Origin of the sequence: Micromonospora sp. DT15 (assembly GCF_049841475.1) — a bacterium.
Lineage (GTDB): Bacteria > Actinomycetota > Actinomycetes > Mycobacteriales > Micromonosporaceae > Micromonospora.
Window position 1 is genome coordinate 36,943 of the sequence record NZ_JBNCKJ010000014.1, and the last position, 20,794, is coordinate 57,736.

The following is a 20,794-nucleotide window of genomic DNA, read 5'->3' on the forward strand; positions in this document are numbered from 1 at the left end:
TGAATCCTGCTGGGACCAGTGGCCCTCCCGCCCCGAACGAGTTGCGAAAGCGAGCTGTTGACGTGAGTACCCACCAAAGTCTGGCCGGCTTCATCTGGTCAGTCGCCGACCTGCTGCGCGGCGACTACAAGAAGTCGGAGTACGGCAAGGTGATCCTTCCGCTGACCGTGCTGCGACGCCTGGACTGCGTCATGGCGCCGACTCGCAGGGCAGTGTGGGACCGCGATGCCTCGCTGACGCTCACCAACAAGGACCAGTTGCTCCGGATAGCGGCTGGCCTGAAGTTCTACAACACGTCGATGCAGAGCTTCGAGACCATCGGGTCGTCCGCCCCTGAGGTGGTGAAGAACCTGACCGACTACATCAACGGCTTCTCGCCGAACGCCCGCGAGATCATCGACAAGTACGACTTCCATACGCAGATCGCACGCCTGCAGTCGGCCAAGCTGCTCTATCCGGTCGTGCAGAGGTTCCGGGACATCGACCTCAGCCCGGAGCGGGTCGACAACCACCAGATGGGTTACGTCTTCGAGGAGCTGATCCGGCGTTTCGCGGATGACTCCAACGAGACCGCTGGTGAGCACTTCACGCCACGCGAGGTCATCAAGCTGATGGTGAACCTGCTCATCGGTCCGGACAGCGGGCACCTGACCGGAGCACCCGTGATCAACGTCCTGGACCCTGCCTGCGGCACCGGCGGAATGCTATCGGCGGCAGAGGAGATCATCTCATCCCTCAACCCGAGGGCAACGGTGCGCCTCTTCGGCCAGGAGTTGAACGCCGAGTCGTACGCCATCTGCCGGTCGGACATGATGCTCAAGGGCCAGGATCCGTCGAACATCCACCTGGGCAACTCGTTCAGCGACGACGGCCACGTGGGCCAAAGGTTCGACTATCTGTTGGCCAACCCGCCCTTCGGAGTGGAGTGGAAGAAGGTCAAGGACGAGGTTGACGCCGAGGCCACGCTCGGGCACGCCGGCCGGTTCGGTGCCGGCCTGCCGCGCATCAACGACGGCTCGTTCCTTTTCCTCCAGCACATGATCTCCAAGATGGAGCCACCGGAGAAGGGCGGGTCCCGCATCGCCATCGTCTTCAACGGCTCGCCGCTCTTCACCGGCGCCGCAGAGTCCGGCGAGTCGAACATCCGCCGCTGGATCCTGGAGAACGACCTGCTCGAGGGCATCGTTGGCCTGCCCGACCAGCTCTTCTACAACACCGGCATCTCCACGTACTTCTGGATCCTGTCCAACCGGAAGGCGGAGAACCTGAAGCGCAAGGTGATTCTGCTCGACGCCCGCGACCAGTGGGTCAAGATGCGCAAGAGCCTTGGTAACAAGCGCAAGATGATCTCCGAGGACCAGGTCACCCACATCACCCGGCTTTACGGCCAGGCCCTCACCATCGCGTCGGACGAGTCGCACCCGGACCACGGCAAGGTCAAGGTCTTCCAGGCCACGGACTTCGGCTACCAGCGGATCACCGTGGAACGGCCTCTCAAGCTCCGCTTCGAGATCACCGAGGAGACGCTTGCCACGCTGGCGCAGAGCAAGCCTCTGTCCCGGTACGCGCACCGCGACGAGCTGATCGGCGCGTTCAAGCCGCTGCTCGGCACGGTGTGGTGCACAAAGGCCGAAGCCAAGGACGCGCTCCACGCGGCTGCGGTCGCCGGAGGTGCGCTTTGGCCGACCGGTGCTCCCGCGAAGGCCATCATGGACAGCATCTCCATCAGTAACCCAGACGGGGAAGTGCAGAAGGTCAAAGGCGAGGTCATCCCGGATGCGGACCTGCGCGACTTCGAGAACGTGCCGCTCGCCGAGGACATCCACGAGTACTTCGACCGCGAGGTCCGCCCGCACGTCCCCGACGCGTGGATCGAGGAAGGTAAGACGAAGATCGGGTACGAAATCCCGTTCACTCGCCACTTCTACGTCTACAAGCCACCACGGCCGTTGGCCGAGATCGACGCCGAACTTCGCGAACTCGAATCCCAGATCCAAGCGCTGCTCGGTGAGGTGACCTCGTGAGTATCCAATATGCGGCGCTGCCGGATAGTTGGGTTCGGGCGCGAATCGACAGGATTTCTTCCGTCTCGGCCCGTATTGGTTGGAAAGCCCTTACGGCTGCAGAATATCAGCCTGAAGGTTATGCTTTCTTGGCAACGCCGAACATTAAGTCTGCAAGAATTGACTTCGAAAGCGTCAATTACATATCATCATTTCGATACGATGAGTCGCCGGAACTCAAACTTGCCGTCGGCGACGTCCTGCTGGCCAAAGACGGCAATACGCTTGGCATTTGCAACGTCGTTCGCGAACTGCCGCGCCCTGCCACCGTCAATGGCTCCATCGCGGTCCTGAGGCCACGCGGAGTTGATCCACGGTTCCTCTACTATGTCTTATCGAGCTACCCCGTCCAGCGTCATATCGATATGGTGAAAGACGGAATGGGTGTACCGCACCTCTTTCAGCGTGACATCAAACGTATCGAAGTGCCCTTCCCTCCCCTTGATGAGCAGTGGCGGATCGCCGACTTTCTCGACGCCGAAACCGCCCGCATCGACAGGCTTGCCGCTGCGAGGTTGCGTCAGCGGGTTTTGATTTCTGAGCGTTGGCAGACGCGGCTGGCAGAGGCTGTCTCCAATGCGGTCCAAACGTGCGGCGAGTTGCCGCTGCGCCGCGTTTGTGTCGGCCTTGAGCAGGGCTGGAGTCCTCAATGTGATGACGCGGAAGCTCTGCCAGAAGAGTGGGCCGTCTTGAAGACGAGCGCCGTGTCTTCTGGCCGATTCGATGCATTGGCCCACAAGTTGCTACCAGCTGCCACGGCACCTGACATCCGTTACAAGGTGGATGACGGCGATCTGCTGCTGACTCGAGGTAGCGGATCGGCGGACCTTGTTGGTATGGCTGCCGTGGCGCAGACAGAGGGCCGGAGGTTGCTGCTCAGTGACTTATTGTATCGAGCTAAACTTGCGCAGGGCTGGTCATCATCGTTTGTTGCGTTGGTCTTGAGGAGCCAGTATGGGCGCCAGCAGATAACCTCGACTATCCGAGGCGCAGCTGGCCTTACTGTTAAGATCCGGGGCGAAGACATCCTCGGGTTGACGATCCCCCAGATTCCGCCGAGCGAACAAGCGGCGTTTACGGATTCGCTAGAGAGGGCTGAGTCAGAGCTTTTCCAGCTCTCCACGGTGATTGATCAGAGCAATGTATTGCTTGCCGAGCGGCGGCAGGCGTTGATTACGGCGGCGGTCACCGGACAGTTCAATGTCACGACCGCGAGGGGGGCCGATCTGTCGTGAGCGCACACGTCTACAAGGAACAGGCGTTCGAGGAGACGATCGAGGCTGAACTCCTGGCGGGTGGCTGGCACCGAGGGCTGTCCAACGGCTACCGCCCTGACCTCGGCCTTGATACCGGCGAGTTGGACACCTTCATCGGGGCGACCCAGAAGAAGGAGTTCGACCGGCTCATCACCGCCTACGGCGACCTAGCCACCGCACAGCGGGAGTTTGCGAAGCGTGTCGCGGCCGAGATCGACAAGCGGGGCGCGCTCGACGTGCTCCGGAGTGGGGTGAAGGACCGCGGCGTCACGATTCAGCTCTGCTTCTTCCGGCCCGGCCACACTCTCGCGGTCGGCGCGCTCGACGAGTACCACGCGAACCGGCTCACCGTCGTCCGGCAGTTGCGCTACTCGGCGAAGACGGCCGACGAGTTGGACCTGGGCCTGTTCGTCAACGGCGTCCCGATCGCCACGGCGGAGTTGAAGAACACGCTGACCGGGCAGGACGTCGAGGACGCGAAACGCCAGTACCGCACGGATCGCGATGCGAAGGAGCTGATCTTCGCGCGGCGTACCCTCGTGCATTTCGCCGTTGACCCGCACCTGGTCTTCCTGACGACGCGGCTTGCCGGGGAACAGACCCGGTTCCTGCCCTTCAACGTGGGCTCGAACGGACCTGGGGTGTCCGGCGGTGCGGGGAACCCGCCCGCGCCGGCCGACGGCTACCAGACCTCCTACCTCTGGCGGCAGGTGTGGCAGCGGGACAACTTTCTCGAACTGCTGCAACGCTTCGTGCATGTCGAGGTGCCGAGGAAGGGCAAAGCGGCCCCTCACGCCAGCCCGTTGATTTTCCCGCGCTACCACCAGTGGCACGCGGTGCGGCGAATGGTCGAGCACGCCTCCCAGCATGGGGCGGGCCACAACTACCTGGTCGAGCACTCGGCAGGTTCGGGTAAGTCGAACACCATCGCCTGGCTGGCGCACCGACTGTCCAACCTGCACGACGCGGACAACCAACCGGTCTTCGAGAAGGCCATCGTCATCACCGACCGGGTGGTGCTGGACCGGCAGTTGCAGGACACGATCTACCAGTTCGAGCATGTGGCCGGTGTGGTCAAGAAGATCGACGAGGACTCGCAGCAACTCGCCGACGCCCTTACCGGCTCGACCGCCCGCGTCATCATCACGACCTTGCAGAAGTTCCCGTTCGTGCTGGCCAAGGTCGCCAAGCTGGGCCAGCGCCGGTACGCGGTCATCATCGACGAGGCGCACTCGTCGCAGTCGGGGGAGTCGGCGAACGCCTTGAAGAAGACGCTCGGTCGGCTCGGCTCGGACGACATCGACGCCGACGGCGACCTGCTGACCGCCTCCGCCCTGGCCCGAGGCAAACACGCCAACCTGTCCTACTTCGCCTTCACCGCCACGCCGAAGCAGAAGACGCTGGAGCTGTTCGGCACCCGCAACCCCGGGACCGGCCAGATGGAGCCGTTCCACGTCTACTCCATGCGCCAGGCCATCGAGGAAGGCTTCATCCTCGACGTGCTGCGCAACTACATCACGTACGAGGCGCGGTGGCGGCTGGCCAGCGCCGCGGTCGAGGCCGTGGAGACCGCCGACCCCGAGGTCGACCCGAAAAAGGCAAAGGCCAAGCTGGTACGGGCCGCCGAGCTGCACCCCGAGTCGCAGGACCAACGGGCGCAGATCATCATCGACCACTTTCGTACCGAGGTCAGCGAACGCATCGGCGAGCGGGCCAAGGCGATGGTGGTGACCCGCTCCCGTGAGCACGCGCTGCGGCTCTACCAGGCGATGCGCAAGTACCTCGACAAGCGTGGTGTCACCGATTGCACGCCGATCGTGGCGTTCTCCGGCACGCTCACCCTCGACGGCATCGACTACTCCGAGTCGAAACTCAACGGCTTCTCCGAGGCGGCTCTGCCGGACGCGTTCGCGTACACGAAGGTCGGCGATCGTCAGGCCACGGCCCGCAACCAGACCGAGTACCGCATCCTGGTCGTCGCCGAGAAATACCAGACGGGCTTCGACCAGCCGCTGCTCGCGGCGATGTACGTCGACAAGCCGCTCGCCAGCGTCGCGGCCGTCCAGACCCTCTCCCGCCTGAACCGCATCCACCCGGACAAGACGCAGGACGACGTCTTCGTGCTCGACTTCGCCAACAAGGCCGAAGACATCCAGAAGTGGTTCAAGCCGTACTTCGAGACCACCATCACCGAGCCGACCGACCCGAACCTGCTCTACGACAAGCAGCGCGAGGTGATGGACTTTCAACTGCTTGTCGAGTCGGAGATGGACGCCTTCACCGAAGCCCTGCTCGCCGCCGAGCAGTCCTCGACGACCGACGGGCAATTGGAGAAGGCGCACGCCGCGCTCTACCGGTTCCTTGAGCCGGCGGTCGACCGGTTCACCCACCTGGCCAAGGACGACCTGGACCGCGCCGAGGAGTTCCGCTCGTCGGTGAGCGACTACGTCCGGGCGTACGGATTCCTGGCTCAGGTCGTCGGGTACGCCGACGAGGACCTGGAACGGCTCTACCTCTACAGCCGTTTCCTGCTCCGACGGCTACCCTCCGAGCCGGGTGCGGGCGTCGACATCGGTCCGGCCACGCTGAGCCACCTGCGCATCCGCAAGCGCGCCGAGGAGGACCTCTCGCTGCAACCGTCCGGCGCGCACCTCATCCCCGGCTTCTCGCCCGACGGCGGCGCCGCCCGGCAGGTCGAGGAGAAGCCGCTCAGCGAGGTGATCGAGGAGCTGAATGAGCGCTTCGGCTACGACCTCAGCTCGTCCGATCAGATCCTGCTCGTGCAGCAGATCATCTCACTGGCTGAGGACGAGAAGATGCAACAGGTCGCGCTCAACAACGACATCGAACGGTTCGGTCAGGTGGCTGACCCAGAGCTGGACAACATCGTGGCCCGCAACCATGATCGCAACACCACCTTCGTCGGGCGGTACTTCGACAACCCGGAGTTCCAGGCCGCCGTCAAGGCGGAGGCCCGGCGTCGGGCGTACGGGCTGATCCTGAGCCCGTCTCGCGCCGAAGCCCTGCGCAAGCTCCGCAGTCAGGTCTCCGGGGCGAACGAGCAGCGTGCGACAGCGACCAGCGGCGAGTGACGATACGGGGGAACGCGCGCGGTGAGCGACGTGATACCGGCTGAGGAGTGGGTCTTCGCGGACCGGTACCGCGTCGACGCGCCGATCGGTAGCGGCGGCATGGGTGCCGTCTGGAGCGGCTACGACCGGCACCTGGACCGCCGCGTGGCGATCAAACTGATGCGGAACACGCCCGGCCCCGCGGCGACGTTCGGCAGCGCGGAGAACGCCGCGTTCAACGAGGCGGTGGCGGCAGACCGGGAGCGGTTCCTGCGGGAGATCCGCACTACCGCCCGCCTCGAACTCCCCGGCATCCCCGCGGTGTACGACTTCGGGGTCGAGGAGTCGACCGGGCGCATCTACCTGGTGATGCAGCTGGTGTATGGGCAGACGCTCGCAGAACTCATCGCCTCCCGGGCCTATGCTGCCGACCCGTGGCCGATCACCTGGGCGGTCGCCATCACCGCCCAGGTGGCGGCTACCCTCGTCGACGTCCACCGGGTCGACGTCGTCCACCGCGACATCAAGCCCACGAACCTCATGGTCAGCGACGGGGGAGTGGTCAAGGTCCTCGACTTCGGGGTGGCCATCCTGCGCGGCGCGAGTGCCCTCCCACGACTGACCCAGGTGGGCCTGACCGTCGGCAGCCCGCCCTACATGCCGCCGGAACAGGCCCTGGGCAACCCTGTTGGGCCGGCGAGCGACGTCTACGCGCTGGGGTGTGTCCTGTACGAGGCTCTCACCGGGCGGGTGCCGTTCGTGGAGACGACCAGCCGCTCCTACCAGGATCACCACGTCAACACCCCTGCGCCGACGGCGCGGGCGCTGCGCGCCGACGTGCCCTCCGACCTCGACAACCTGGTCGCGCGAATGCTGGCGAAGCGGCCCGCTGACCGCCCCTCGGCGGAGGACGTCTACGAGACGCTGCTTCCGATCGCCGCCCAGCCCGGTCCCGCTGGACCCGGCGGCAACCGTGACCCGCGCCGTCCCTTCCTTCGCCCCCTCGCACCCGCGCCGCGTCAGCGTGGAGCCGCCCCCGCTCCGAAGCCGACGTCGACGACCTCGGCGCCGCTGAGCATCGACGAGGCGATCGAGATCCAGCAGCAGGTCGGCGACCTGGTCCAGGATTCACAGTTCCAGCAGGCGATCGATCTGCTTGACGAGGCGGTGGGCCGGGCTGCTGCCGAGCCGGCACTGAAGCTGGAGATGCAGGTGGCTCTGGCATCGACGCTGTGGTTCGCCGACGAGTTCAGCCGGGTGGCGGCCGTCCTCGACGAGATTCTCCCGAAGGTCAACGGCGGGGACGAGCTGACCGTTCTCTACTACTACTCGGGCGTCAGTCACGCCGAGATCGGCAACATCGACGAGGCCGTCAAGCAACTCACCGAGTTCCTCGCCCTCGCCGAGCCGTACGACCCCCTGCACCGGGACGCCACCTACCGCCTCGGCATGATGCTGCCCGCCGTCGGCCGCACGAGCGAGGGTCTTCGACACCTCGAGGCGCTTCGGCCGGCCCTCATCGCGGAGTACGGGCCGGGCTCCGCCCACCTCAGGACATTGGACCGGCGGATCGCCCAAATCAGACGTGGACCCGACCTCTAGCGAAGACCGCGACGTCCGGGTCTGTTGGGGCAACGGGAGCGCGTCCGGCAGGGATGCAGGGCGCGCTCCCATCTGGTGTACGACTCAGTGCTCGGATCTGGCGGAGCGGACGAAGCTGGTCCAGGCGGCGGGGGAGAAGGTCAGGGCGGGCCCGGCCGGGTCTTTGCTGTCGCGTACGGCGACGAAGCCGGGCAGGTTGTCGGCAACCTCCACGCAATCCCCGCCGTTGCTGCCGCTGCGGGTGCTCTTGCGCCACTGGGCGTCAATCAAATCAGCCATGGTGGACCTCTCCGATGATCTTATTGATGAGCTGGCTCGATTGTGCCTCATCGAGGGTCAAGTCATCGAGGCTCGCCCACACCTGCTCATAGGCTGCGTACTCTTCGGCTCGGTCGAGGTACAGCGCTCCCGTCCACGACTCGCAGTAGACGACCGGCGGTTCGGGGGTGGTCCGGTTGCCGGGTGGGAAGTCGAGGATGACGAAGGTGCCCGCCTCAGCGCCTCGGTGTATTCCGGCAGTCAGCGGGAGGACTCGGACCGAGACATTAGGAATCTGCCCGACCTCCAGTAGGCGACGAAGCTGGTCGGCCATGGTTGCCGCATCGCCAACCCTGCGGAGCAGTGCTGCCTCGGCCAGGATCACTTCGAGTTTGGGCGCCCGAGGCAGTCGCCGATGGAGGAGGGTCTGCCGCTGCAGTCGTGCTTCAACCAAACGCTGGCGTTCCTCTTCCGTCACCTCGTGGCGGTGCTGGTAGATCGCCATGGCGTAGTCGCGCGTTTGGAGCAGTCCGGGGATGAGTGCTTCATCGAAGCGGCGGATGAAGGATGCGGCGGATTCCAGGCCGACGTAGAGCTCGAACCAGTCGGGGACTGCGTCGCCGTACGAGTGCCACCAGCCCTTGGCCTTGGTCTCGGCGGCCAGGGCGGTGAGGGCGCCGGTCAGGTCGGGCGTCGCCCCGTACAGCTCGCACAGGGCCTTGGCGTCCACCGAGCGGACCGGGCCGAGGCCGGTCTCGATGCGCCACAGCTTCTGCCGGCTGAACTGCATCGCCTCGGACGCGCCGTCCAGCGTCATCCGCCCCTCGGTGCGTAGGTCGCGCAGCGCTCGCCCGAGCTGCCGTCGCGGCACTGTCGATCCCATGTCGTCGGCCATCGGCTCCCGCCCTCTCCGTGTTGCGTTTTGTTACATCAGGACGCCATCGGTGAAACGCGTGATCGTTGCCTTCAAGAATCGATTCCTATAGGCGCTGACACGCGCGACCACTAGACCTTTGACCATACAAGGCACCCCCGACAGGAGCCATCAGCGCGCAATTCCCACGCGCTGTTTGCCGGCGTACCGTCGGGGGTGGAATGGTTTTGGGCGAGCTTTGGAGTTCGTGGCGGATTCGGGTCAGGCCGCACGCGACCAGCATGCCCAGGGTCATTGCGTGAGCGCAGGCAGACGAGTTGACGCCGAGGCTCGGTACGCCGGCGCATCGCGTAGGCCAGATCCCGTACGAATGCGCCGGCTTGCCGCGTGGATACCCAAGTTCTAGGAGAGAGCGGCGTACGGGGCGAATTGCGCGGTGCGGTCGCCGGTCACAACGAGACGACGACCGGTTGCACCTGAACGTTCTTGGTCAGCTGCTGCGGCGAGGGGACGGGCGTGCTGATGTTGACGGACAGGTTGTAGCCATAGATGGCGACTCCGTCGAGGTGGTTCGCGCCCGGCCAGTTCGACTCCAGGCGGACCGCCATCTGCGTGGGAAAGTTGGTGACCTTCTCGGCGCACGAGCGGATCAGGACCACGCTCGGTGTGGCAGTCAAGTGGGTGGCCAGCATCCGGGCCAGCTTCTTGTAGGTCCAACCCCAGTCCTTCGCGCCCGCCTCGGCGTCACCGATCTCCTCGTCGTTGCCGTGCGCGCGGATGCACAGTGGCTCACCTGCCTGCACCCCGGCCAGGTAGGTGGCCAACTGCCGATCCGCCTCGGCCTGCGTGAGCCCGGCGTCGATGGGCAGGAGGGCGCCCCACGCGGCCGCCCCCGACTCGGCTCCCTCGGATTGACGGCGGGTGTTCGGGTCCTGGGTCGCCACGATGAACATGACATGCACCTCCGGGCTCGCTGCCTAATTGGGCGGACGGGAGGAGGTTAGCCCGGTGAGCGAAGAGGCGCGCTGTCGTCTATCCGGCCCGAATTGCCGTGGTCGTATGTCGGACAAAATGTCGCCCGCTATTGTGGACAGGGTCGACTGAACTCGGTCATCGATCCGCAATTCCTGCAGCCGGGTTCGTTCTCGGTGTTCCACTACCGCCCTGGTCGGCGGCTTCGAAATCTGCCGCTTGTGGTCTCAGGTGATTCCCGACGCGCCTGATCGAGGGCTGTAACCACCTACCCAGTCCGGATCACAGCTCGAACAAGACCTCTTGCTTGGCGCCGTGCGGGTCGAGGGGCTCACCGATGCCCGGCGTGTAGAGATGCGCGTCCTGCATGAAGAGTCGCCGGAATTCGTCGTCCTTGACGAGGCGTCGCAGCAGTGCCTTGCTGACGATCTGAAGGTCGTCGCCATTGGACAACAGGCCCAGTATCCATTCGACCGGCAGGTCGCCGCCAACGCCGGTGACGTAGTAGTTCTGCCGCAGCTTTCGCCGGATGAGCTGCTGGAACTTTTTGATGCCCTCGTCAACGGTCGGATAGCTTAAGCGCTGTGACGGGCGAGCCAGCCGCTGCCGGTCACTCCATGTCGAAGCGACGGTGCTTCGAGCTTGGTCACAGAGGAGTAGCGCGGTGTAGGCGCGATTGTGGTGATGGTCCGGGTCGAGCAGTGCCATGTCGACCTTCAGGACGGAGGCGCCGGTGCTCCCCCCGAAGTGCGCGTTGAAGGGTGTCGTCGCGATTCCGCTGAGGGCGAGTCTGGACGGTTCGAACAGCGGCCTCGGCAGCGCATCGATCGAAAAGTAGTCGAGTGCCGAGAAACGCTCCTCAGGTACGACCCGGTGCGTGCCGAGCGTCGACTCGAACAGCACAGGCACGTGTGCATAGGGAATTTCTGTGCCATAGGTGAAAAATGTCGGCCCGATGACTGCGGCCTGCCCGAGCAGGCCAGTCTCCTCAAGAAGCTCCCGCCGCGCCGTCTCGACCGGGGACTCGTTCCATTCGACATGCCCGCCGGGCAGGGCCCACTGCCCTTCGCCTGCCGTGCGGTACCGCAGGCCGAGAAGGACCCGCGCGGCGGCCGCATGCTGCGGGCGTTGCAGCACGATGCACTGCACGCCGCAGTAGAACTCCTGGTTAGTGTTCTGTGCTGGCATCCCGGCCACAGTGAACCGCCCTGTCCCAGATCTTGACAACGGCATCCGCCACATCGTCGGCTGTCTGCCCGGTCGTGTCGATCACGTGAGTGTTCGGGCCGGACTGCAGCCGCTGCGCGACGGCCGTTCGAAAAGACTCGCTCTCGTTGAGCGCCTGTTCGAAGGGGTCGAGGGGCACGGATCGACTGCTGAGGCGGGCACGTCTGCTCTGCTCGTCGGCGGTGAGGTAGAACGTGAGCGTCGGCGCCGGAAGTGGCAGATTGCGCAGGATCTGGGCGGCCTCCCCGGCCACGTGAAGGTGTAGCGCATGGGCCGACGCGACATACCGGTCGGCGATCACGAGCACATCCGGCTGGGCCGCGGCATCCGTCGCGGCGATCGCGCTCAGGTAGTAGAGATACCGTGCGAGCGAGTCGTGACGACGGAACAGAGTCGTTGTTTTCAGTAGCAGTTCGGGAGGTGGCAGGCCGATGTGTGGCGCATCGAGTCGCGCGGCGAGAAGCCGGCACACAGTGGTCTTACCAACGCCGTCCAGACCCTCAACAGCAAGAATCACGAGCCGCTCCGGATCCTGGCCTTGCATGGTCGGGCAGAGGCCCGGTCCAGGACGCCGAGGACAGTCGATGGTGCGGGGTCCCCTAGCCGGTCCAGCCCTCGATTGACCATGCAGTTGTAGACAAACCCCTGCGGATCTATACGGGTGCCGGTCAGCCAGCAGAGGCCGAACGCGCAGAGGTAACGACAGTAACGGATCTCGACGCCGTCTACCCAGCACGCGAGGTTGGACTCCCCGAACTCGGGTGTCGCGACCAGCTCGACAGTAGTCCCCAGAGCCTGGTTGATCTGCCGCTCCACGTGCGCTACCGGCACCTGCGGTCGCGGCAGCATTTCGCCGACGCTGTTCACCGTGCCGTACTCGTCGACCTCCACATGCTCGAAAAACTTGATCGACATCCCGTTCGTGACTGCAAAGCGCGTCAGGTCACCGAGTTGATTCCGGTTATACCGGGTCACTACGGTGTTCAGGTCGACAAGAAGTCCGAGCGCCCGCGCCGAAGCCACCAGATCCTGAATCCGGAATGGTGCCGCCAGCCTGCCGGGCGACGGCCGCGGCTTCGTGTCGTCGAGGGAATCTATGCCGAGGCGCAGCTTCCGGAGGCCTCTGCGAGCGAGGATCTCAAGTTGCGCCGGGCGTGCCAGGACACCGTTGGACACCATCGTGACGTGATCGGCGAAGGTGTCGGCGAGCCCGATGATCTCGGCCAAGTCCGGGTGGAGCAATGGCTCGCCGCCGCTGATGGTGACCTCCGACGCCCGCAGCGAGGCTGCGTCGAGTGCGCCGCTGATCACCTCGACCTGCCCCGGAGAGATGAAGGTCTCTTCTTTGGCCTGACCTTCGTTGTGGCAGTAGAAGCAGTCGAGATTGCATTTCGCGGTGACGATCAGGCGGATCTTTTCGTTGGCCAGCGTGGGCATGGGATGTGGTCCCTTCAGTCGAAGGGTGTGGGCCACTGACTCGTGTAGTAAGGATTACTCCATGGCGGGGCCGCGCACCAGGCCAGGAAGCGCGGATCGGCAGAGGACCGCGACAGGTGGTAACGCGCCGGTGGTGGAAGTATCGCGGACCACCAGTTGGATCCACTGAAGTCAGCCAGCTCGACGTTCCTACATGATCGGAAGTCGGCGAGTAGCAACTCGCAGTCAATGAGCCGCCACGCCTGGACGTCCTGAGCACCCAGGTGGGCGCGCTGCAGTCGACAGTCGATCGCCGTCAGACTGCCGGTCATGGCAGGAGGCAGGTCCAGTGAGGCGACATAGGCCCGCGTAGTGGCGTCGATCTGGTCCCACGCGCCGTCGTTGACCCCATCCCAGACGTCCGCGAGGTACTGCTCAGCCTGGTCATGACGGGCGCTCAGGCACGCGTGTAACGCTGCTGCATTCCCGTCCATCATCTTGGTGGTCGCTCCGGTCACCGCGATATCGAGGATGTCTTCGTAGCGCCACGAGCTATCGTGCGGCAACAGCTCGGCGAGGGTCGATTCAGCCGAGGCCCGCAGTGGCAGCCCGGAAGCCCACGACCGAGCGGTCAGCCAGATGCGACTTCCGCCCCGGTACGCGCTGCGTTCGGTGGCTGGAACTTCATTCAGCATCCGGACGAGGTCGGGCAGCGAGCGCCGCATCGCGTGCAACAGCGCTTCTTCGACTGCGGCAGCTACTTGCGGTCCGATCGTCCGCACCTCGGAATGGTCCGGGCCCTGCAAGGACAGGTCGCGGAAGACGAGCAGCTGATCTGGGGAGAGGTGTGCACGCAGCGTAGCGAGAACGGGACCCAGGTATCCCATCGCGCTGAAGTCTGTGCCGGCGAGGGAGGTCAGTTTCCGGTCGACTTGGGTGGTCAGGTCGCCCGGATCGTACAAATCCCTCAGGGTGTCGAGGACGGAAGTGCGCAGCGGCGTGATGATCGGAGTGGTGGTGCGCTCGCCGATGACACTACGCAGGACCCGGGCGGCCGCGAGGTCGGCCCACGCCGGCGAGTCTGGCTCCACGTGCTCGGCCTCCCAACGCAACGGACCGCCGATCTGGGCGCGCAGGTGCGCGCGGTCGAACCGATCGCCTAGCAGGTGAGCGAGCTGTTCCAGGCCAAGGACGAACAGTTCGCCCCGCAGTGTAAGTGCTCCCACCAGCTCCCACATAGCACGGCGCGCGTCCCGGTCAAGTGAGCCGTTGCCTGCCTCGATCCACCGCGCCGCCAATATGTCACGGATGCGAGACGGAGTCGCGTGCGGCCACTGTTCAGACGTGTTGGAGGCCATGGCCAGGACTCCGGCCCGGCGAAGCGAGACATCACGAAATTCGTCCGCGTCGAGGCCGAGCTCACCGCAGAGTGCCGTGAGTTCCTCGTCCGAATATGTACGGAGATAGTGAGCCTCAAACGGCACGTCGGGCATAGCCTTGTTGAGCATCACCTCCGGTGGCAGTCGGTAGACTTCGGTGAAGCCCACTCGCCAGTCCGTGCTGAGTGCGAGGATCAGGCGGGACAGCCCTGCCGAGAAGAGCGCGGGTAGCACCCGGTCGAAGATGTCGAAAGCGGCCCGAAATCGTTCACCCTCCGTGATTCGATCAAGGTGGTCGATGAAGACGACAGATGCTGCCGGCTGCGTCAGCAGGGCTTGGTGCCAGTCGATCAGAGACAGATCGAGGTAACGAACTTCATCGCCCTGGTCGCGATAGTCCATGACCAGCTTTCGCAGCAGCGTTGATTTCCCTGATTCGTCGATCCCGACGAGCACGTCGATCCGGCGGTGACGACTATCGGCGAGTCCGGCCAGGAACTGGCCGACATCCACGTACTTCTCACTGGGAATCGGGAGCAACCGTCGAGGGGCACCATCCGGTGGCGGTACCGAGCGCGGTGGTTGCTCGGCGTCAGTGAGCTCACGCAGCAGGCGTACGAAGTCCGTGCTGGGCAGCCGTCCGCCCGTCACGTCTTCATGCTGGATGCGGCTGAGACCAAACGTGACGTCGCCCTTGAGTAGCAGTGGCAAGAGCGGCTTGCCTTGGGCCCGCGCTCGATCAACCTCAGCGTTCACCCAATCCGACTCCTCTGCCGAGGGGGACATGACCAGGACAATCACGGCTGCTGTATCAATTCTTTCCTTGAGGACCTGGTCCCATCGGGTCCCGTTGGGGATCTGGTCGTCCATCCATACGTCGATGTGGAGCTCACGAAGGAATGCGACGAGCCGTCGGACGTACCCGATGTCGCTGCGGGAGTAGCTGACGAACGCGTGTCGTCTTCGGCTGGATTCTGGGACGTCGGGCGCGGTAGGCCGTCGACGGGCATTCGCCGCGGCCCACAAGACGGCGGCCGTGGCAAGTGACAGGCCGCCCCCGGCGACTGCGAGATGCGCGCTCGTGGTGGCCGTGTTCGCGGCCAGTGCCAAGACGGCGACCAGTGCGGCAGCCGCCGCTCCGGCTACGCCAAGTCGGACTGTCCGGGACATCACGACCTCCACTCCGGGTATCGTGCTGGCTGGCCGGTCGAGACTGATTCGGTTTCGATTGGCGGGCGGCACAGATCTCAGATGCGGTCGGTCATCCTTCGCGGCTGCCGACTGGCCGTGCGCGCCGGAGCACAATGTCCAGGATGACATTGGCCGGCAACTCAGAAAATCCCGCAACGTGCGAAGCGATGCGCCGAACGTACGTGGTGTTGGACAGGTTCCACACCGACGGTCGTCACCTCGCCGAGTAGATGTTCGGCGTCGTCTTCGGTAGTGGCTCGCCAGTGGGCGGCGGTGAGGCTGGAGTTAGCTGGTGCGTCGTCCACGTCCAGCGGTCGCAATGAAATCTGCCCATGCCTGGGCGGTGAAGGTGAGGGCCGGACCGGCCTGATCCTTGGAGTCGCGTACGGCAACGACGTCGGGCAGGTTGTCGGCGACCTCGACGCAGTCGCCGCCGTTGTCGCCGCTGCGGGTGCTCTTGCGCCAGACGGCGCCAGTCAGGTCAGTCATGCCGCATCTCCCCAGCGATCCGCTTGATCATGTCAGTCGATTCTGCCTCGCCGAGGGCCAGCGCATCCAGCCCTCGCCAGACGCGTTGGTAGGCGGCCAACTCGTCAGGCTTATCGAGGTAGAGCGCCCCAGTCAACGACTCGCTGTAGACCACGGACGGCTCCGGCGCGGCGCGGCCACCCTTGGTCGTCGGGAAGTCGAGGATTACGAACGATCCCGCGACCGCTCCGGGCTGGGGGCCTGCTGCCAGTGGCAGCACCCGGACGCTGATGTTCGGTAGCTCGGACAGCTTGATGAGGTGAGCGAGCTGTTCGGTCATGACCGGTGAGCCGCCAACGCCACGGTGGAGGACCGCCTCAGAGAGCATCGACTCAAGCCTGGGAGCTGCTGGCAAACGCCGAAAGAGTAATGCTTGCCGTTGAAGTCGGACCTGTACGGCACGTTCGCGTTCCTCCTCGCCCAGCATTCCGCCAAGGCGGTAGAGCGCGCGGGCGTATTCCTTGGTCTGCAGGAGTCCAGGGATGAGCGACTCGTCATAACGGCGGAGGTGGGCGGCGGCGGATTCCAAACCGACGTACAGCTCGAACCAGTTCGGCACGGCATCCCCGTACGCGTGCCACCAGCCCTTCGACTTCGTCTCCGCCGCCAGCCCGCGCATCGCCTCGGTCATCTCCGGCGACACCCCGTACAGCTCGCACATCGCCTTGACGTCGAGCACCCGGACCGAGCCCTGGCCGCATTCGAGGCGCCAGATCTTCTGCCGGCTGTATTCGAGGGCGTCGGCGGCGGCGTCGAGCGTCACCCCGGCCTCGTTGCGGAACTGTCGCAGCAGCCGGCCGAGTTGCCGGCGCGGCACTGTCGATCCGATGTCGTCGGGCATCCGCACACTCCCTGGTTCCGTCACGCAACACTGCGTGACCCGCTCCTGCAACTCCTACGGGTTTCAGCAAAGAAAGTCAATGCACAACGGCGAAATTGCGGTGTGGAACGTTGTGTTTCCACTGCGGACTGTCGCAGGCTGATCACAGCACGGCGGCCGGCCGGTCCCCCCGAACGGCCGCCGTGCATCCCCGAAGATCCCTGCGCGGCGGGAAGGCAGGCAGACATGAACGTCAGCAACCAGCGACCAGAGCCGCCGCGCGGCGGCGCGACCTACCGCTCCGCCGCGTACACCAGTCTGTTGCCGTGGCAGGTCCGTGAGCGCCGCTTTGCGCCAGTCGGGTTCGGACGTCGCGGTCTGAACCCCGACGACGTGTACGCCTTCCTCGACCGGGTCGCCGTCGACATGGCCGCCGTCTACGCCGCTCTCGCCGAGAGCCGCCGGGAGACCGCCCGGATCAAGGCCGGCCTACGTCGCTGGCAGACCGATCAGGCCCGCGCCCGCAACGAGCAGGGCCAGGCCCGATGAGCCAGCGGTACGTCATCCACCTGCCCGTGGTCGCCACCGACCTGCCCGCCGCGCAACGCCTGGCCCGGGTCATCGGCCGGTGGATGCTGGTGCTGCCGATGACGGACCCGGGGGAGACCACCGTCTCCGAAGAGGACCATCAGCTCGTCCGGCACCGGGTCTTCTGCGATTTACGGCTGCTGGGCGGTCGGCGTTGCCTCCTGCGCGAGGGCCACGACGGCGACTGCTCCCGCCGCTTGCGCCGATGAAGGGCGCGAATGAGCGCCGTCGGCATGTGAGTAGGTAAACAGCACCCAAGGCCGTCCCGGTACGCGCCGCGGGCTATGACAGGCTCCGCCAGTGACGATCACGACGCTCGGCTCGCGGTTCCTCGCGGCGTTCAACGACATTGAGAAGCACATCAGAGGCGACCTCAAGGCCGACGAGCGCATCAGTTTCACCCAGCTCGCTCGGGAATACGCCGAGAAGAAGCGACTGCCGAGTCAACACAAGAGCGCGTTGGTCGCGTTCGCCTCGCTGCGGAACGCGATCAGCCACGGCACCTACTACGGTGGTCGGCCGATCGCCGAGCCGGTCGAGGTAGTCGTCCAGGAGATCGAGCGGCTCCGACAGCTGATGCTCGAACCACCGCGGGCGCTGCACGTTCTACCTCATGGCGAGGTACGCACGGTGTGTCCGGGTGACCCGGTGGGCACCGCGCTGGACCTGGTTCGGACGCTCGGCTTCTCGCAGCTGCCCGTGTACGACAGCGACGGTTACGCCGGTGTCCTGACCACTAATGCCATAGCTCGGTGGCTCGCCGACCAATTGACCAGGAACACGGGCCTCGCCGAGGAAGAACCGGTCAGCCACGTGCTGAGGTTCGCCGAGCCCGGCGAGAACGCCGTTCTGGTGCCCCGGGCGATCACCGCGGTCGAGGCGATCGAACGGCTGAGCAGTGGAAGACAGGCCGGCCAGTTGAGCACGGCGCTCATCATCACTGAGAACGGCCGACGGACAGACAAGCCGCTGCGGCTGGTCGCCCCCTACGACCTTCCGCTGCTGACCGCCGCCCTTGCCATTGCGTGAGCACCCGTAGGCCAAGCGGATGCGCGCCGCTGGTTCGGTACCCAGGAGTCCGATCCAGCGGCGCCGCTAACCGCATCGACGACGGTCAGCCCGCGAGCGATCCCAGGTTGAAGCCGTCAAGCAGATTGATGAGCTCGCCAAGTCGTACAGCTCCAAGCTGTCATCCTTCCTTGCGGGAACTGGTGATCCTGCGGCCGGCCGCGGTGGCGGCAGAGGCGCATGGTCCCGTTGACTACCCAGGGTCTTGCGTCTCGGGAAACCCTGCGGAGTAGGTGGCGTCCACCAACTCCTGAAGATGGCGAATGACGTCGACCTTGTGCTCGGTATCCGGCAGCTGCTGCTCGCCAGCCGTGACGAGTCCGTTGCGCCAGTGGCCGACGATCTCCCGCTGTGCTGGGGCGGGCAGGTCGGCGATCCACAGCGACCCGAGGTTGTTGTCGACGATCTCCTGGAGGGCGCCGGCGGCCTGCCGGTTCGAGAGCCGAGAGATCAGGAACTCCAGCGTCCAGTCGAACAACCCCCCGGTCGCGGTCCAGTCGACGCCAGGTCTCAGCACGATGAGGCCAGCCATCATTTCCCCACAATGAATACTCGCGGACCGAGGCCCCGGTCCGTAACGAACTGCTCGATGCGTGCCACCTGTTGCGGGGTGAACTTCGCGACGTCCACCGGCACCAGGTCTGCTTTCTCCAAATGTCGCTCAATCTGATACTGCAGTTGCGGCCACTGCCGGTCAAAGAACTGGGCCGGAAAGTTGCCGACCGCATCGTAGCTCCGTCCGGCCTCGTCGACCCAGTCGGCAGAGGAGTCCGCCGGAGCTCGCTGCAGCCGCACGCCCAATTCCTGCTCCAAACGGACCGCCGTCTCCGCCTCGCCCGGACGAAACCTTCCGGTGGCTGGGTCCATGCCGAGATCGTGGACTCGTTGCTGCTCCGTCACCGCATGGCCGGGGGTCTCGCGAGGCGGCTCAGGCTCTGGTGCGTTCCGGCTCGGTGGCGACTCACCTTTCAGGAGTCGGCTGAGGACTTGCTTGAGTTTCTCGATGAGGTCGCCGAGCCGGCGCATTTCCGGAATCAACCGCCGCAGGCTGGCCAGCAACCCGCGCAGCAACCGCGCTATCCGCGCGCCCCACGACGCCACCAAGGTCGTGACCTGTTCCACGACCAGCGGCGCGGCCAGTCCGCCGGTGATGAGGAGTTCGCCCGCGTACACGATGATGCGGGACACGCAGGCGGCGATGGCGTCGCGGACGAGGAGTCGGACGGCGGCCACCAGGCCGGCGGCGCCTTCGGTGATCGCGGCCATGGTGTCGGCGCCCTGGGCGAGGCCGGTGATGGCCTGTTGCTGTTCGGAGGTCCAGGCCCGGTAGGCGGGGCCGGCGCTGCCGCCCCAGCCGGCGACGTCGGTTCGTACGGCGCGTGCCAGTTCGGCGGCGTCGTCGCGGAGCGACCCGGCGACGTTGCGCCAGGTCTGCGCGTGTGCGGTGATCTGCGCCGGGTCGCCGGCGAGCCAGTCCAGCGCCTCGCTGAGTGGCTTGACGTGTTCGATGAGCCAGGCGATCCCGTACTGGAGCAGGGCGCCGACCGGGTCGGAGACGAGGGCGAGGGCGTCCAGGCCGGCGCTCACGACGCCGAGGCTGCCGTCGATCCAACTGCCGGTGCGGACGCCCTGGGCGATGAGTTCGATGTCCTCGCAGATCCACACGCCCGCCCAGGCGCTGGGTGGGGTGTCCGCAGCGGCGGCGACGAGCGGGTTCGACGTCACCTGTGCCGCCGCACCCCGTCGAGTAGCTGCTTGGCGTGGGCGTCGGAGCTTCGGTATCGGTCGGCGCCGACCCGCAGCTTGCCGGCGGTGTCCCGTACCGATGCGGCGGCGGCGCCGATGCTGTCGAGCAGGGTGCGCTGGAGGCCGTCGAGCAGCACCGGCATCATCGCGCAGAGCTGCCCGTAGGCGTCGGCGCCCAGTCGGACGTGTTGGCCTGCCTGCCGGGCGGTGTCGAGGCTGCTGGCGCAGCGGTCGAGGTGGGCCGCGTGGGCGGTCAGGTCGTCCGGGTCGACCTGGATGCCGTCACCGGCGGGCATCGTTCGATCCCTGGTCGGGGAGGAGCCGGCTGCGGTACGAGTGGATGATGGCCTGGGCGCTCGCGTCGTCAAATGACTCCGTGGCTGCGACGGTGACCTGTCGAAGCAGGTCGGCGCGCGCGGCAGCGGTGGTCTCCAGGATCTGCCGAGCGGTGTGCGCCGCGGGTTGTTGCCGGACGCGTTCGTCGAGCCGTAGGTCGATCAGCAGGCCGACTGAGTCGACTGTGACGTCGACAGTCCGGTCGGTGTTGTGGGCGGTGCCGGTCAGACCCCGCATCGTCGCCGACAGGGTCTTGGCCCGTGTCGCCCGCTCGGCGAGCGACGTTTCCCACTCGTCGAGCCGGCGCTCCGCCGCGTCGAGCGCAGCGTCGTCCGCCCACACGTCGACCCTCCCCAGGGGACCGCTGCCGGCGACAACCGGCAACATCACCGGCACGCT

At 65.7% G+C, this 20,794-nt stretch carries 20 protein-coding genes; 7 read left to right on the plus strand and 13 right to left on the minus strand.

All coding sequences use genetic code 11. The annotated features are described in order from the left end of the window. The first annotated feature begins 62 nt into the window (after nucleotides 1-62). The 4 genes from ACLQ3F_RS27030 to ACLQ3F_RS27045 are packed head-to-tail and all read left to right on the plus strand — an operon-like array spanning nucleotide 63 to nucleotide 7,992. Nucleotides 63-2,024, plus strand: a complete 1,962-nt coding sequence (locus ACLQ3F_RS27030) for a type I restriction-modification system subunit M (RefSeq protein ID WP_425852173.1) — start codon at nucleotides 63-65, stop codon at nucleotides 2,022-2,024. Further along, on the plus strand, nucleotides 2,021-3,298 hold the full coding sequence (locus tag ACLQ3F_RS27035; RefSeq protein WP_425852175.1) for a restriction endonuclease subunit S: 1,278 nt from the start codon (nucleotides 2,021-2,023) through the stop codon (nucleotides 3,296-3,298). The genes ACLQ3F_RS27030 and ACLQ3F_RS27035 overlap by 4 nt, the downstream gene beginning before the upstream one ends. Further along, nucleotides 3,295-6,411 carry a type I restriction endonuclease subunit R gene (locus tag ACLQ3F_RS27040; RefSeq protein WP_425852176.1) on the plus strand — a complete coding sequence of 1,039 codons (3,117 nt, stop codon included), beginning with the start codon at nucleotides 3,295-3,297 and terminating at the stop codon, nucleotides 6,409-6,411. Before ACLQ3F_RS27035 ends, ACLQ3F_RS27040 begins: the two co-directional genes overlap by 4 nt. Before the next feature lie 21 nt (nucleotides 6,412-6,432). Continuing rightward, complete coding sequence (locus tag ACLQ3F_RS27045) at nucleotides 6,433-7,992, plus strand: protein kinase domain-containing protein (protein WP_425852178.1); 1,560 nt, start codon at nucleotides 6,433-6,435, stop codon at nucleotides 7,990-7,992. A gap of 84 nt (nucleotides 7,993-8,076) precedes the next feature. Here ACLQ3F_RS27045 and ACLQ3F_RS27050 read toward each other — a convergent pair whose 3' ends face one another. From ACLQ3F_RS27050 to ACLQ3F_RS27090, 9 genes are all read right to left on the minus strand, one after another. Further along, nucleotides 8,077-8,271: a DUF397 domain-containing protein gene (locus ACLQ3F_RS27050; protein WP_425852180.1), complete on the minus strand. Its 195-nt coding sequence runs from the start codon at nucleotides 8,269-8,271 to the stop codon at nucleotides 8,077-8,079. Next, on the minus strand, nucleotides 8,264-9,145 hold the full coding sequence (locus ACLQ3F_RS27055; protein WP_425852182.1) for a helix-turn-helix domain-containing protein: 882 nt from the start codon (nucleotides 9,143-9,145) through the stop codon (nucleotides 8,264-8,266). The genes ACLQ3F_RS27050 and ACLQ3F_RS27055 overlap by 8 nt, the downstream gene beginning before the upstream one ends. A 428-nt stretch (nucleotides 9,146-9,573) precedes the next feature. After that, complete coding sequence (locus ACLQ3F_RS27060) at nucleotides 9,574-10,077, minus strand: hypothetical protein (RefSeq protein ID WP_425852184.1); 504 nt, start codon at nucleotides 10,075-10,077, stop codon at nucleotides 9,574-9,576. 301 nt (nucleotides 10,078-10,378) lie between these two features. Then, entirely contained in the window at nucleotides 10,379-11,284 is a 906-nt protein-coding gene (locus ACLQ3F_RS27065; protein WP_425852186.1) for an NUDIX hydrolase, read from the minus strand. Beyond that, nucleotides 11,265-11,840 (minus strand): hypothetical protein, encoded by a 576-nt coding sequence (locus ACLQ3F_RS27070; RefSeq protein ID WP_425852188.1) that lies wholly within the window; start codon nucleotides 11,838-11,840, stop codon nucleotides 11,265-11,267. Before ACLQ3F_RS27070 ends, ACLQ3F_RS27065 begins: the two co-directional genes overlap by 20 nt. Further along, nucleotides 11,837-12,760 carry a radical SAM protein gene (locus ACLQ3F_RS27075; RefSeq protein ID WP_425852190.1) on the minus strand — a complete coding sequence of 308 codons (924 nt, stop codon included), beginning with the start codon at nucleotides 12,758-12,760 and terminating at the stop codon, nucleotides 11,837-11,839. The genes ACLQ3F_RS27070 and ACLQ3F_RS27075 overlap by 4 nt, the downstream gene beginning before the upstream one ends. A 14-nt stretch (nucleotides 12,761-12,774) precedes the next feature. After that, nucleotides 12,775-15,438 (minus strand): TIR domain-containing protein, encoded by a 2,664-nt coding sequence (locus ACLQ3F_RS27080; RefSeq protein WP_425852393.1) that lies wholly within the window; start codon nucleotides 15,436-15,438, stop codon nucleotides 12,775-12,777. 156 nt (nucleotides 15,439-15,594) lie between these two features. Beyond that, nucleotides 15,595-15,798, minus strand: a complete 204-nt coding sequence (locus ACLQ3F_RS27085) for a DUF397 domain-containing protein (RefSeq protein WP_425852192.1) — start codon at nucleotides 15,796-15,798, stop codon at nucleotides 15,595-15,597. Beyond that, nucleotides 15,791-16,678, minus strand: a complete 888-nt coding sequence (locus ACLQ3F_RS27090; RefSeq protein ID WP_425852194.1) for a helix-turn-helix domain-containing protein — start codon at nucleotides 16,676-16,678, stop codon at nucleotides 15,791-15,793. The genes ACLQ3F_RS27085 and ACLQ3F_RS27090 overlap by 8 nt, the downstream gene beginning before the upstream one ends. A 225-nt stretch (nucleotides 16,679-16,903) precedes the next feature. Here ACLQ3F_RS27090 and ACLQ3F_RS27095 point away from each other — a divergent pair, with 225 nt between their 5' ends. The 3 genes from ACLQ3F_RS27095 to ACLQ3F_RS27105 all read left to right on the plus strand — a co-directional run bounded on the left by ACLQ3F_RS27095 (nucleotide 16,904) and on the right by ACLQ3F_RS27105 (nucleotide 18,274). Beyond that, nucleotides 16,904-17,206 carry a DivIVA domain-containing protein gene (locus ACLQ3F_RS27095; RefSeq protein ID WP_425852196.1) on the plus strand — a complete coding sequence of 101 codons (303 nt, stop codon included), beginning with the start codon at nucleotides 16,904-16,906 and terminating at the stop codon, nucleotides 17,204-17,206. Next, nucleotides 17,203-17,454 carry a hypothetical protein gene (locus tag ACLQ3F_RS27100; RefSeq protein WP_425852198.1) on the plus strand — a complete coding sequence of 84 codons (252 nt, stop codon included), beginning with the start codon at nucleotides 17,203-17,205 and terminating at the stop codon, nucleotides 17,452-17,454. The genes ACLQ3F_RS27095 and ACLQ3F_RS27100 overlap by 4 nt, the downstream gene beginning before the upstream one ends. 91 nt (nucleotides 17,455-17,545) lie before the next feature. After that, nucleotides 17,546-18,274 carry a CBS domain-containing protein gene (locus ACLQ3F_RS27105; protein ID WP_425852200.1) on the plus strand — a complete coding sequence of 243 codons (729 nt, stop codon included), beginning with the start codon at nucleotides 17,546-17,548 and terminating at the stop codon, nucleotides 18,272-18,274. A gap of 232 nt (nucleotides 18,275-18,506) precedes the next feature. Here ACLQ3F_RS27105 and ACLQ3F_RS27110 read toward each other — a convergent pair whose 3' ends face one another. Genes ACLQ3F_RS27110 through ACLQ3F_RS27125 form a run of 4 tightly spaced genes read right to left on the minus strand, consistent with a single transcriptional unit; the run spans nucleotide 18,507 to nucleotide 20,782 of the window. Further along, nucleotides 18,507-18,848, minus strand: coding sequence for a hypothetical protein (locus ACLQ3F_RS27110; RefSeq protein ID WP_425852202.1), 342 nt, complete (start codon nucleotides 18,846-18,848; stop codon nucleotides 18,507-18,509). Next, nucleotides 18,845-20,038, minus strand: a complete 1,194-nt coding sequence (locus ACLQ3F_RS27115; protein ID WP_425852203.1) for a WXG100 family type VII secretion target — start codon at nucleotides 20,036-20,038, stop codon at nucleotides 18,845-18,847. The genes ACLQ3F_RS27110 and ACLQ3F_RS27115 overlap by 4 nt, the downstream gene beginning before the upstream one ends. Beyond that, on the minus strand, nucleotides 20,035-20,355 hold the full coding sequence (locus tag ACLQ3F_RS27120; RefSeq protein WP_425852204.1) for a type VII secretion target: 321 nt from the start codon (nucleotides 20,353-20,355) through the stop codon (nucleotides 20,035-20,037). Before ACLQ3F_RS27120 ends, ACLQ3F_RS27115 begins: the two co-directional genes overlap by 4 nt. After that, nucleotides 20,342-20,782 carry a YbaB/EbfC family DNA-binding protein gene (locus ACLQ3F_RS27125; RefSeq protein WP_425852205.1) on the minus strand — a complete coding sequence of 147 codons (441 nt, stop codon included), beginning with the start codon at nucleotides 20,780-20,782 and terminating at the stop codon, nucleotides 20,342-20,344. The genes ACLQ3F_RS27120 and ACLQ3F_RS27125 overlap by 14 nt, the downstream gene beginning before the upstream one ends. Nucleotides 20,783-20,794: the final 12 nt, after the last annotated feature.